This window comes from Pantoea sp. X-Soil-ISGK-421 (assembly GCF_059730785.1).
The window spans coordinates 339,186-351,889 of sequence record NZ_AP035980.1 but is presented as its reverse complement, the minus strand read 5'-3'; the positions used below and the strand labels follow the sequence as shown (position 1 = coordinate 351,889).

Below are 12,704 nucleotides of genomic sequence, written 5' to 3'. Positions count from 1 at the left end.
TGCGCCGCTACGGAGGAAAAACGCAGCCGAGTTCGCGTAGCGTCTTCTCGACCCCATCGCGCGTGTTGCGCCCTTCGGTTATGGCCTGCATATCGCCCATGCTGGGGAGTTCAACACCGGCGATATGAAGTAGACACGCTAAATGTTAAAACGACCATCGCACGCCCGCGTTATAACGCCAGCCTTTAGCACCGTTGCCATCGATCTCTTTGCGGTAATCCGCTTCGGCATACAGCGCGACGTCCTTATTCAGCGTAGCGCTGCCGCCTAAGCCAACATCCCACATCTGACCGAACTTACCGCTTTCAAAGGTTTGGCTGCCTTCAGCATCTGCTGAACCTATCTTGGTTTTCGCGGTGCCGCCCCAGCCTTTGTAGTAATTAGCGCGAAGATAAGGCGTGTAGGCATTCTGGCTGGCGTCCTGCCAGGTGCGATCAAGGCGCGCGCCGAGTCGGCCAATGGTTTGATCGTAATCGTTGTACGCTACGCGCGTGCGATCGCCATCGGTGAAGCTGTCCATTTTTATCTGCAACCAGGTAATTTGTGCCTGCGGTTCGAGGCGTACGCCGTGGGCGAAGGTGAACGGATAGCCCGATTCTACCGAGGCCGTCCAGCCGTTACCTTTCGGTGATGCCACTTCTTTCTGGCGCGCAATGTCGGTTTCTCCGCGATACCAACCCCAGCTCAATGAGCCATCGAGGTAAAATCCGCTGTCACGCAGCCAGGTGCCGTACAGCGAAATGCTGTCGCTATCAAAACTGGTGGAGCTGTAACCGTCCGCCGCGTGTGGGCGAATACGGGTGTTACCGCGCGTATACGCCACGCCGCCACGCAGGCTATCTTTCGCGCCATCAGCACGCAGCAGGTTGCCGCCCAATTGCACGGCGCTGTAATCCAGATCGAAGTCGTAGCCGTAATCCGCTAAACCGCGATTGCTTTGATATTTGAGATTGGAGCCGAGATAACGGATAAACATCTCGCCGCCCACCGCAGCAGAATCGGTTTGCTGCTGACGCAATTCGCCGAGGCGTTTATGCAGATCGTCGGTTACCGCCAGCGAGTAATAAGCCAAACCGACCGGTGCCGAGATATACGATGGCACCTGCGGCGTCACGGCCAGACGCGCGGCGCGCTGATTGCTGCCTGCGCGTGGCTGACACAGCGAACCCTCTTCACAGACAAAGTTGTTAGCCAATCGATAATCCCATCCGCCCGCAGCGGAGCTGCCGGGCGCAAAGCTGGCTAAGCCGTATTGCCACGGCCCGGACGCCACATAGCCGCTCTGTAGCGCAAAGCTGGTTGCGCTGGCGCTGCCGGTCACCTGCGCCAGCGACACACCTTCGTTATTGGCAATCGCGCCATCGCGGTTGCTATCCAGCAGCGGGCCGCCGATTAGCCGATCCTCGATCAACGTCGTTCCTGTGACATTGCCGTTTACGCGCAAAGTGTCACTTTGTGTCGCAGTCGAGTTGAGTTTCAGGCTGCCGCCCGCCGATGCCAGTTCGCCATCAATGGTTAAGGTATTCGCCGCTGTGCTGCCGCCGTTGGTGAGATCCAGCGTACCGGCGTTATTCACCACCAGCGAATCACCGGTCGCGCCTTGCAACAGCGGGTTGACGTTATCGCCGGCGAACAGCGTACTGCCGGCATCAATATTGATGGTGCTGTGCGCCAGTTTGATGTTGTCAGTTAGCGTCCATTTCGTCGCGAAGAAATTGAGCGTGCTCCAGCCCGCGCCGAGGTTGGTGCCTTTGCGGGTATCATCGCTGGCAAATGAGCCGCCGCGCGCCGTCAGTTCGCTCAGGCTGAGCGTGCTGCCTGCGCCGTTTTCGGTGGTGATGTGGCGAGTATCCGCCAGGCTGACTTTTTGCACCGTCGCCTGATTCGCTGCGCCGCTGCCCATCGTCAGACTGCCATTCAGCGTGCCGCCGGTGACCACCACTTCATCGCTGCCGTTGCCGGTATTCACATCGCCAATCACCGAACCATCGAGCAGTGCAATCACATCATTACCCGCGCCACCGGCTACTACCACCTGATCCGGGAACGGCGCGTTAATCGTGCCTTCATTGATAAATACCGTCTCTCCGCCGCGCAGATCAATCAGCGGAGAGACGCGGCTCAGCGAAGTAATCGAGCCCTGGTTGATCACCTGGCTGGCGGTGCTGGTGACAATCGCCGAACCGCCGTTGAAATCGCGAATGCCGATGGAACCCTGCGAAATCACTCTGCCGCGGGTGTTGGCGCGAATGCCGGTGCCTTGTCCGGAAACCAAAATGGCATAATCCTTCCCGATCACCAGATCGTTGCTGGTGGTTGAACCATCGGCATTTTCGAAGCGGTAGCCGGTACCGCCGCCGCTGACATTAATCAGCGCGCTGCCATTGGGATCGAACGAGGTGGCCGAGCGCACACCGTTGCCGCCGCTCACGTCCAGCATCACGTTCTCCAGCGAGATATTGGTGGTTTCAGCGCGATTGTTGATCACGCTGCCGCTACCGTAGCTACCCAGGATGATGTCGTTGGCTTCAAAGCCCTGCGCGCCGGTATCAAGCAGCAAACCATCCGCATTGCCCATCGCCTGGATGGCGCTCGCGCCCTGCCCGTCGCCGTAGATTTTCAGCCAGCCGCCGTTACCCACGCGCAACGCTGCGATGCCGTCATCGACACGCAGGGAACTGTCCACTGGAACGTATTGACCGTAGCCGCTGCTGACATCCACGCCGATGCCCGATGCAATATGCATGCTGCCACGGTTAATAAAGTTACCGCCGTCATGCACGCGCGCGCCGGTGCTGTTGGGCCCGGTGAGATCGACCACGCCCTGATACTGATTAAACAAGCGCGCACCCCCGCTCACATCAAACGCGGTGCTATTGCGGCCGTTGCCGGTGATTTGCGAGGCGGAGTAGATTTCCGACTCATCGCCGCCGACCACCGCCGCCGTACCGTTTTCGCCATTCAATGCGATACCGCTGGTAATGACGCCCTCGGCGCTGCCGCTGACGCGCATCACCGTGGCATTTTTACCGGTTACGGTGTAATTGTCGGTGCTGGAAACAGAAGCGTCGTACCCGCTCACGTCCATACCGGTGGTACTTTCACCGCTGAGCGTCACGTTGCCTGGCGTTTCGGCATACAGCCACGCGCCGTTAACAATTTCGTACAACCTGGAGTTTTCCGTGCTGACATCGGTACTGCCGCCATGGCTGATCAAACGCGTACCGGGATCCGCCGCGCGAAAACCGTATTGATTTCTGTCGTGGTACACCACGCTATTGCCGTCGCCTAACTCAAGCAGTCCACCGGCGAACACCGCGCCCGCCAGCGCGTTTGTGCCGAACAAATTGATGGTGCCGTTTTGCGAGAAGCGCGCCAACTGGTGATAGGAGATCACCCCTTTGCTGGGAGAAAAACTCTCAGAATCCACGTTATACACATTGAGTAAGCCGATATTGATGACTTCCGTCGGCGTTACGCCATCGGTGTATTCGGGGTTGCCATACGCATACAGCCCCGTGCTGCCGCGCGTCACCGTAATATCGCCACGGTTGAAGGCAAAGGCGCCATTTTGCGCATAAATGCCGTTGGTCCTCTGGCCGCCTAAGGTGATGTCGCCGGTATTAAGCAACTGAGCGTGATTGGTGACAACCAACGCCTGCTGATTATCAGCGACGCCGCTAAGCGATGCGTGGTTGATCAACAGCGTATCAGGATTAAACTGCGTTTCCGGATTGATGGGTTGGCCCACCAGGGTGAATTTGTTGCCATCAGCAACGGCGCCGGTCGCGCCATTACTGAGCAGTCTGATACGGGTAGCCGCATCAATGGTGGCGTGCGCACCATCACTGATCTCAACTGCACGGGCGTAATTACCTGCAACGTTGAAGGTCGCGCCATTAGTATTGACGTCGGTGAACTCACCACTGCCGTACACGCCCGTCGCAAAGGCGTTGGTCATGGAAAGCGTGCGGCCGGTGCCATCAAAATCTGCACCATCTGCAACGCGAAATATGTTGCCGTACGGCACGGTGGCGCTGTAGCTGCCGTTGGCGGGTAAGTTGATTCTGGCATTGGGTCCAATGGTATAAAAACTAATATGGCGAGCGGTATACACGTTGGGATCAGGCACAGATATCGGCACCGCATTGGCGCTGACATCCACGCCCGCGCTGCCCTCCGCGCGAATACCAATGTTTGAGTTTCCGCCAAGTCGAATCGGCCCGCTAAGGTTTGCGTAGGCGGTACCGCCCGGGTCGCCCTTTACCCACACTGCAGTGCTAAAGGCGTCGGTATAGCGATCGCCATCGCCAGGCACATTGATTGCCCCGCTGGAAAACGCTACGGAGTCATTGCCATCGCGCGCGATGACTTTGAGTCCGGTGCTGTTGTAGCCGTTAATATTGATGGTGCCCGTATTGCCAACCTTGCCGAGACTGCCGGAATCGAGCACTAACATGCCAACGTTCTCTGCAGGCTCGGGTTGTATCAGGCCATTTACGTCGATTACGCCGTTGTTAAGCGTGACCGCGTGAGGCGCAAGTTCCACCTTCATCCCCGCCGCGTTTTGCACTTTTGAGCCAATGACGATGTGGCCGTTATTCACCGCTTTTGAGTCAAGAAATTGATAGATACCGCTGGCACCGCCACTCAGATTGACGGCGACATCTTCGGTTGGATCATTTTTGCGATTTTGCGGTGAGCGCCCGATGTAGAGGGTGCCATCTCTGGCATTAACGAAACCGCCTTTGCCATCGCTGCTCAACAATACGCCAGCCGCTGCGCCACCGTTACTGACATCGCTGACGCCGACGTTGATGTTGCCGTGGTTAATTACCTTGCTGTTATAGGCATTGATGCCGGCGCTGAAGCCTGCGCCGGGTTGCACATTGATCACACCACGATTAATGAATCGACTTTCATAACTGGCAGTGACTGCGCTGCCGCCCGCACCAACCGTACTGCTATCCACACCTGAACCATTGGCGTTATTGAGAAAACCGGCGTTGATGACGCCGTTATTGTAGCCGCGCGCGCCATAAAGTAACTCCAGACCCGAACCGGTGCTGGAGAGTTTGCCGTCGACAATCGCCTTCGCCCCGTTGCTGGCGCGCATCACCGCGCTATTGCTGTTCACCACTTCCAGCGTTTTGCCGCGATTGATTTTCACTGTCGCTTTCGGGCCATCGGCGCTGAGCACCACCTGATCGAATATCGGCAGCGCCACTTCATCGTCGAAGTTGTTGGTGCTCATGCGATAGACCACGCGGCCCTCACGCAGGCGAAAGGCCTGATTAAAATCGCTATTGTAGTTTTGGGTAATCAATTTGCCGTATGAGAGTTGCTCGATGAGCCAGTCGTTGTAAGCACGCAATTCGCTAAGATTAGTGACGTTAAACCAGGTGACGCTGCCGTCGTACATGCCAACACTAAACACACCGGCATATTCAACGACGTTACCCACGTCATACGCCAGCCGATCGCCACCGTACGGCGTGGTTGCTGCCGTGAAGGCAATGCGGTTATTACTGTTCCAGTTCAAATTCCCTTTATTGCTGGCGGTAAATAACTGACTTTGTTTCGCCGCCATTGACCAGCTATTACTGGAGGAAGACGTTGCCGCGTTATGCTTACCCATATCGATATTAAGCGTGCCTTTACTGACGGACGCGACGCGCGCATTGATATATTGCTTGTCGTTTACATCAAAATAATCTGGCACTACGGTTTCCAGACCAACAGCGGGTAAATCAACCAGTTCCGCGCTATTAAACGCCTGATAATTAACATAGGTGTTGTAATTGGGATCAAAAACGCCGATGGAATAATTTTGCGGCCCAATTTGTAAGCGTGGCGCACCAATAACATCGTCGTTAATAATACGACCAATCGATCGCAACTCACCAATTGTCACGCTCCCCACGCCACTCTCACCGGGTGGAAACTTTGGTAATCCGCTGAGCGTTTGCGTGCTGCCATTGCATAAACAGTAGGCTCCAACCTTATTGTCATTAATTTCAGGCGTATAAGGCTTTAATATCGCTGCCGTTGTCGGCAACACAGGGAACATCATGCCTTGCGCAGCCACAAGGCTTAGTAATACCGGATTTAATTTAAACACAATGTTTTCCTCAAGAGAGAAAAGACAAAAGGCACAAAGCAGTGTGCTTCAGATTGTTTAACTGACTGAATTAATTTGTTTCAGGATTTTAATATTTGAAATCGGATGAAATGAGTATCGTCGCTTAAGCAGGAAAGCGTCCAGTTTGAGTTAAGTATTTGTGAGGCGGGAGAGAGGATTTAGGAATTGAGCCAGGAAAATTGTATTTTTAAGCGGATCTACCCTGAATGAGTAAATTAAAATCTTTGAGAGACATTCATTTCATTCGGCTTTATGAACATGCGTTCAGAAATTTTCCAGAAGCTATTCATTAAGCATCTTTTTTTCCAAAGGCCAGGCCGCCAATCCTTTTATCTCTTTCAACACAAACATACTTTGCATCTCCTTTATCCCCGGCAGGCGGCGAATGACCGACATAGCAAATTCTGCATACGCATCCAAATCTGCTGCCACCACCTGTAATAAGAAATCCGCATCGCCGCCGATGCTGTAGCAGGACACCACATTATCCAGCGCCATCACTTTCTGTTCGAATTTTCGCGCTTCGGCTTCGCTGTGGCTATCAATGGTGACGCGTACAAACACCATCACATTAAGGCCAATCTTTTTTCGATTCAGTACAGCGCGATAGCCCTGAATCACTTCATCCTCTTCCAACTTGCGCACTTTGCGCCAGGTTGGCGAGGCGGAGAGGCCAATTTCGTCAGCGAGATGTTGGTTGGTGATGCGCGCGTCCTGCTGCAACTGCTGGAGGATTTTGATATCTGTCTTGCTCAGAGTCATAAGCGGATAATTCTTTCCTTTAAGTAGTGATTAAGGGGGTTTTTATCCCTATTCCGCCGCTTTTGCAACCTATTCAGAAAGCACTTTCCCTTGGGGATGCGGCATACTTTTCGTCTGATTATTGCCGTCAGAGTCATTGCGCGGATGTAGCCAGGTCGCCATGAATGGCGATCCTACGGCGTAGGGTGCGCATTTATGCGCACCGGGAATACCAGCGTTATTCGCAGAAGCGCGTACCTATAACCCACTCAAAGTGAAGCCTGAAGCATGAATTTCGACGCAAACACCCATCGCTGTACCATCGTGATCGATCAGCAATTGCCTGCAGGATTGGCAATGAACGCTGCTAGCGTTATCGGCATTAGTTTTGGAAAATTGATCGGGAATTTGGTGGGGCCGGATCAGCAATGCCAGGATGGCGTTAATTATCCCGGCGTCATCTACGCGCCGCTGCCGGTGTTATTGGCGGACGGCAATTACCTGCGCGAATTACAGCAAATAAGCGTCGCGGATAGCGAGATCTTTGCGATGCCGTTTAGCGCGCTGGCGCAATCCTGCAAAACGTATGAAGAGTACGGCGAACGTATTGCTGACGCGCACAGCGATCAGATTGAGTTGGTGGCAATCGGTTTGATCGGTCCAAAGAAAAAAATTACCCGTTTAACCGGTAATTTGAAACTGTATCGCTAACTCTCCTCTTCAGCCGCAAACCACGCGGGTGGCTGACCGACATAGCGGCTGAATGCCACGCTGAACGCGCTGGCGGAGCGATAGCCAACGCGCTCCGCCACTTCGGCCACCGCCATGCGTTTGCCACGCAGCAAATTTTTCGCCAGCGCCATGCGCCATGTAAGTAAATAGACCATCGGAGCAACGCCAACCGCTTCCCGGAAGCGCACAAAAAAAGAAGAACGTGATAGCGCTGCGGCTTTCGCCAACTCGGCCACCGTCCAGTTGTGCGCCGGATTCGCGTGAATGGCGCGGATCGCCGCCGCCAGGCGCTCATCGGCTAACCCGCTCATCACGCCCGGACACGCATTGCAGATCGGTATCGATCGCAACGCTTCTATTAATAACAACTCCAGCAGGCGTTCCAGCACCACATGGCGCGCCGGACGCTGTGCCCGGCATTCGTCCATCACCAATTGTACCAGTGTGGTTAAGCGCGATTCGCCGCGAACATGAATGAACTGCGGCAGCAGCGAAACAATCAATCCGGCATCGGGCGCGCCGAACTGGCAAAAGCCAATGAGTGTTTGTACATCGGCGGGCTGTTGCTGATCGCCGATCCAGAATTCACCGGGCGCAAGCATGTGTGGCGTTGTTGCAGGCGCATCGGCGGCCGGCGGTTGGGCACTGGTCATGCTAAATTCACACGCCGCTGGGATCAGTACAAAATCGCCCTGCTCAAGCGAGATGGCTGGGTGCCCTTTCATCTTCAACTGGCTGCGCCCTTCCAGCACGACACAATAGAACGGCTGACCGGTTTCACTGCGATCCACCCGCCATTGGCCATTGGCGCGGGCGCGTTTGGAAAACGCCGCTTGCGGCTGCAGCAGCGACACCATTTCAGCTAAGGGATCGATCATTTGGACTCCTGCGAATGAAAGCCGGACGTTGTGTTGTAGTGAGTCCAGCTGGTTGACTCTATAGTGTTCGTCTACCCCAATGCAATGCAGGAGTGAAAGATGAAAACGATTCTGATCACCGGCTGTTCTTCTGGCTTTGGTCACGCCACCGCGCTCTATTTTCTGGAACGAGGCTGGAAAGTGATCGCCACCATGCGCAATCCGCGCGCCGATCTGTTCCCGGCGTCGGATAATCTTCGTCTACTGCCATTGGACGTTAGCGATGCCGGCAGCATTAAAAATGCCATTGCTGAAGCGGGCGACATTGATGTGCTGGTGAATAACGCCGGGATTGGCTTGCTGGCCTCGCTAGAAGGCACGCTAATATCGACGGTACGCGACGTGTTTGAAACTAACACGCTTGGCACCATCGCACTGTCGCAGGCTGTGCTGCCACAGTTCCGTGCTAAACAGAGCGGTACGATTATCAACGTGACCTCGACGGTAACGCTGAAACCTCTGCCGCTGCTGGCGGTGTATACCGCCAGCAAAGCGGCGGTAAATGCCTTTACCGAATCGCTGGCGCTGGAGCTTGAGCCGTTCAATATCAAAGTACGCCTGGTGCTGCCAGGCTTGGCGCCCACCACCGATTTTGGCAAGAACGCTACGCCGCGCATGGAGAACACGCAGCTTGAGCCCTATCAGCCGCTATTAGATGGCGTGTTAAACAGGATGCAACAACCGCAACCGACCACCAAAGCGCTTGATGTAGCCGAAGCGGTGTGGCAAGCGGCGACGGACCCCAATGCACCGATGCGCATTCCAGCCGGCGAAGATGCGGTGGCGCTGGCAAACGAAGTGGGCTAACGGTGAATTTCGGCGACTGCCATGGTGAAAAGCAACGGCAGTTTGCCTGGCAACATCAACGGCTAGCCGCTATGTTGTCACTCTCGTCTGCCACGTTTTAGGATTAGAAATGCACATTAGCCTGCTGGCGCAGCAGCCACAGTTTTTGGACGCGGTGACACGGATGCTGCATTGCGAATGGTCAGATTTACCCAACTGGCGCGATGCGGCGGTTATTCAGCAGCGTTTACAGGCGCGCAATGCTGATGAAATTCAAACCCTGACGTTGATTGCGACCTCGGCAGAAGGCGCATTGATGGCGACCGCCAGCATAATCCATTACGAACTTAACGATATTGCCGAGCGCGAGTTTTGGCTCGGCGAAGTCATTACTGCCGCAGAACATCGTGGCAAAGGGCTGGCGAGTGCTTTAGTGACGCGCGTAATTACCGAAGCGCGTCTGCGTGGGATTACCGCGCTGTGGCTGTATACGCCGGATCAACAAGCGCTCTATCGCCGCTTCGGCTGGCAGGATGTGGAGCAGCGTGAGATTGCTGATGAAGAGGTTACGGTGATGGTTCTTGAAATTGTTTAAGGAGAAACAGATGCTGATTCGTAAAAACTATCCGCAATTGGGTGAAGTCAAAGCGCCTTATGTGCATACGGTAAAGCACAATGATACCTTGTATGTTTCTGGCTTGACCGCCTTCGGTACGCCAGCGCAGCAGGCCGATATCGCTACGCAAGCAGAAACCCTATTCCAGCAATTGCATACCATCGCGGCTGAGGAAAACAGTTCGCTGGAAAAGCTGATCAAGGTGACGATTTTCATCACCTCATTTGATGAAATCAACGCTTTACGCACCGTGCTATTTAAACACTATGGCGACCATCTTCCTGCCAGTTCGCTGGTACAAATCAGCCAACTTTTCTCGCCGGATTTAAAGATTGAGATTGAGGCGATTATCGCACTTTAGCCAGTGCCTGCAGCGCCGCCAATCCATCGCGCGCCATCCAGGTGCGCAGCGGCGCAAACAGCGGTTGCGGCAGATCCTCCGGCGCGAACCATTGCCAGCCGTGGCACTTTTCTGGCTCCATCAATTGCGGTTCGCCGATAACATCCTGCGCCACCATCAGCAGCGTTATGTAGTGCTTGTTGACCTCGGGAAACACATCGCTAACGAACGCACCGTTTTGCAGTTCGCCAAGCTGTAGGCCGGCTTCTTCCAGCACTTCTCGACGCGCACAGGCTTCCGGCGATTCGCCAAACTCCAGATGCCCGCCCGGCGCAGACCAGTCGCCCGCGCCGTGACTGCCTTTGCGTTGCCCCAGTAACAGTTTTCCGTTGCGGAAAATTAATACGCCGATCCCCACTTGTGGCGACATCGTTGCTCCTTTTTTGCCAGGCCGTCACACATGACGACCTTAGGTGTAAAAACTGCCCCACGTTTTATCACATTCTCTGTCGGCGGTTTATCTTTGCGGTTTAAAACGCAGCGCCATCACCATCAGTAGCACAATGCCCACGCTCATTATGATCCACGCACTATCCAGCGAGGCGGCGCGGTCACGTACAATGCCCGCGATCAGTGGCATCAACGCCGCCAGTAAATAACCGCCTCCCTGCACAAATGATAGCAATGCGCCCGCTTCTTCCGGCGTGTGCGCGTGATCGAGCGTAACGATCAGCGAGAGGGGAAACAGCGCGCCAATGCCCACTCCCAGTAGCAATGTGGGCAGCCACACCTGCGCGCCACCCAGCAGCAGCAAACTCATCAAACCCAGCAAAATAAAGGTTAAAACCACCAGCAACGGACGGCGACGATCGCGGAAACGATGGATCAGCGCCGACAGGACAAATCCTGCGGCTACTTCTGTCAGCGTCAGCGCGCCCAGCACGTATCCGCTCTGCTCCGGTTGCCAACCGTGCTGCATGTAAAACGGCGGCAGCCACGCCAGCACTAAAGTGTATGCACCGGTACCGATACCAAAGAAGATCATCAACAGCCACGCACGCGTGGAGCGCGTGGCGCGTGGCGGGTTTCTGCTTTGAATCGGCGCTACGCCGTGTGAAATCTTCAGCCATAACAACAGCGCGAGGACTGCAGGCACGACTGGAATCGCCAGCGTTAACGCTAAACCTTGCGTATTCGCCAATGGCGCCGCGCTGGCGGCGGCAATCGCTGCGCCCGCCATAATGCCGGTAGTAAACAGCGCCATCAGCGTGCCCGCTTTTTCACCGAAGTGACGTTTGATTTGCGCTGGCATCAATGCCTGAATTAACCCGATGCCGCCACCCGCCACCAGCGCACTGATAATCAACGCACCCGCGGATTGGTCGAATCCGCGCGCTACGCTCGCCAGCGCCAGCAACACTAATCCGGCAGCGATACCGCGCACTTCACCGAGCTGACGCAGCAGCAACGGACCGGCCAGCGCCGCCAATCCCATCATGATTACCGGCAACGTGGTGAGCAGACTTAGCTGCGTCGCGTTGAGCTGCGCGTCGCGCTGCAGTAGCGGAAACAGCGGCCCCATCGCCGCCATAATGGGCCGTAAATTCAGGGCGATAATAAAAACCAGTAAGGCAAACATCCCAACCGCAGGTAAAGTACGATTCACAGAGCATCTCCAGACACATTAAAAGTGTCTTAACGTTAAGATACTTTTTGCAACAACAATAGCCCATGCGCACAAAGCAACAAATGGGAGATTCAATGCGCAAGAGATGATGGTGAAAATCAATGACCGTACACACCGTAGCAGCGCGATATATGGTGTGGGCAGAAATGCATCAACCAGGTTGTAAGGAGAAGGATATTGACGGATCACGTCGATTTTGTGGTGGAACAGTGGGCCAGCGCGATGCCGGAGTTGGATGCATCGTCAATGGCCGTTTTTGGTCGCATGCTGCGCATCATGAAGCATCTGGCGAAAGCCCGTGCTGAAGCACTGGCACCGTTTGGATTTCGCGATGGCGAATTTGATGTGCTTGCCACGCTGCGACGTGCGGGTGCGCCCTATCGCTTATCGCCCACGCAGCTGTATAAATCGTTGCTGGTGACATCGGGCGCGATGACCCATCGCCTCAATCGGCTGGAAGCCGTCGGTTCAATTGTGCGTGTCGCCGATCCCGAGGATAAGCGCAGCATGCTGGTGGCGCTTACCGATGCGGGATTAGCGAAGATCGAGCAAGCGCTGAGAGTGCATACGGAAACGCAAAACAGCCTGCTGGCTGCGCTGGATGCCTCTCAGCAATTGCAGCTCAAAAGCTTATTGAGTCAATTGTTAGTGGCAAGTGAAACGGAAAGGTAAAAACGAGGTGACTAATGTGTCAAATAATGAATTAATTCAGCGCATTTTCCCTTAAAGTACGCATCTCGCCA

10 protein-coding genes are annotated in these 12,704 nt (G+C 55.0%); 5 read left to right on the top strand and 5 right to left on the bottom strand.

Features of this window, described 5'->3' with window-relative positions:
• Positions 1-145: 145 nt before the first annotated feature.
• Positions 146-6,121, bottom strand: coding sequence for an autotransporter outer membrane beta-barrel domain-containing protein (locus AC6I8K_RS20300; protein ID WP_497827432.1), 5,976 nt, complete (start codon positions 6,119-6,121; stop codon positions 146-148).
• A 303-nt stretch (positions 6,122-6,424) separates the two neighbouring features.
• The gene (locus AC6I8K_RS20295; RefSeq protein WP_064740101.1) at positions 6,425-6,904 is read right to left on the bottom strand and encodes an Lrp/AsnC family transcriptional regulator; all 480 of its coding nucleotides are present in this window, start codon (positions 6,902-6,904) and stop codon (positions 6,425-6,427) included.
• A 267-nt stretch (positions 6,905-7,171) separates the two neighbouring features.
• Between AC6I8K_RS20295 and AC6I8K_RS20290 the strand changes: the two genes are divergently transcribed.
• The gene (locus AC6I8K_RS20290; RefSeq protein WP_497827431.1) at positions 7,172-7,594 is read left to right on the top strand and encodes a DUF2000 domain-containing protein; all 423 of its coding nucleotides are present in this window, start codon (positions 7,172-7,174) and stop codon (positions 7,592-7,594) included.
• Here AC6I8K_RS20290 and AC6I8K_RS20285 read toward each other — a convergent pair.
• Positions 7,591-8,493, bottom strand: coding sequence for a cupin domain-containing protein (locus AC6I8K_RS20285; protein WP_497827430.1), 903 nt, complete (start codon positions 8,491-8,493; stop codon positions 7,591-7,593). The genes AC6I8K_RS20290 and AC6I8K_RS20285 overlap by 4 nt on opposite strands.
• Positions 8,494-8,592: 99 nt before the next feature.
• On the opposite strand from AC6I8K_RS20285, the gene AC6I8K_RS20280 reads away from it, so the two are divergent.
• From AC6I8K_RS20280 to AC6I8K_RS20270, 3 genes are all read left to right on the top strand, one after another.
• Positions 8,593-9,339, top strand: coding sequence for an SDR family oxidoreductase (locus AC6I8K_RS20280; RefSeq protein ID WP_497827429.1), 747 nt, complete (start codon positions 8,593-8,595; stop codon positions 9,337-9,339).
• A gap of 109 nt (positions 9,340-9,448) precedes the next feature.
• The gene (locus AC6I8K_RS20275) at positions 9,449-9,913 is read left to right on the top strand and encodes a GNAT family N-acetyltransferase (RefSeq protein ID WP_483818479.1); all 465 of its coding nucleotides are present in this window, start codon (positions 9,449-9,451) and stop codon (positions 9,911-9,913) included.
• A gap of 10 nt (positions 9,914-9,923) precedes the next feature.
• A complete protein-coding gene (locus tag AC6I8K_RS20270) occupies positions 9,924-10,295 on the top strand; it encodes a RidA family protein (protein ID WP_497827428.1) in 372 nt (123 codons plus the stop codon).
• On the opposite strand, the gene AC6I8K_RS20265 is transcribed toward AC6I8K_RS20270, so the two are convergent.
• Together AC6I8K_RS20265 and AC6I8K_RS20260 are read right to left on the bottom strand one after the other, a co-directional pair.
• Positions 10,282-10,704, bottom strand: coding sequence for a nucleotide triphosphate diphosphatase NUDT15 (locus AC6I8K_RS20265; protein ID WP_064740105.1), 423 nt, complete (start codon positions 10,702-10,704; stop codon positions 10,282-10,284). The genes AC6I8K_RS20270 and AC6I8K_RS20265 overlap by 14 nt on opposite strands.
• An 87-nt stretch (positions 10,705-10,791) precedes the next feature.
• Positions 10,792-11,940: an MFS transporter gene (locus AC6I8K_RS20260; RefSeq protein ID WP_497827427.1), complete on the bottom strand. Its 1,149-nt coding sequence runs from the start codon at positions 11,938-11,940 to the stop codon at positions 10,792-10,794.
• Positions 11,941-12,138: 198 nt separating this feature from the next.
• Between AC6I8K_RS20260 and AC6I8K_RS20255 the strand changes: the two genes are divergently transcribed.
• On the top strand, positions 12,139-12,633 hold the full coding sequence (locus tag AC6I8K_RS20255; protein WP_497827426.1) for a MarR family winged helix-turn-helix transcriptional regulator: 495 nt from the start codon (positions 12,139-12,141) through the stop codon (positions 12,631-12,633).
• The last annotated feature ends 71 nt before the right edge of the window (positions 12,634-12,704 follow it).

Coding starts and splice junctions, on each gene's coding strand:
- AC6I8K_RS20290 (WP_497827431.1), top strand. CDS start 7,172: ATGAATTTCGACGCAAACACCCATCGCTGTACCATCGTGATCGATCAG.
- AC6I8K_RS20280 (WP_497827429.1), top strand. CDS start 8,593: ATGAAAACGATTCTGATCACCGGCTGTTCTTCTGGCTTTGGTCACGCC.
- AC6I8K_RS20285 (WP_497827430.1), bottom strand. CDS start 8,493: ATGATCGATCCCTTAGCTGAAATGGTGTCGCTGCTGCAGCCGCAAGCG.
- AC6I8K_RS20275 (WP_483818479.1), top strand. CDS start 9,449: ATGCACATTAGCCTGCTGGCGCAGCAGCCACAGTTTTTGGACGCGGTG.
- AC6I8K_RS20270 (WP_497827428.1), top strand. CDS start 9,924: ATGCTGATTCGTAAAAACTATCCGCAATTGGGTGAAGTCAAAGCGCCT.
- AC6I8K_RS20295 (WP_064740101.1), bottom strand. CDS start 6,904: ATGACTCTGAGCAAGACAGATATCAAAATCCTCCAGCAGTTGCAGCAG.
- AC6I8K_RS20265 (WP_064740105.1), bottom strand. CDS start 10,704: ATGTCGCCACAAGTGGGGATCGGCGTATTAATTTTCCGCAACGGAAAA.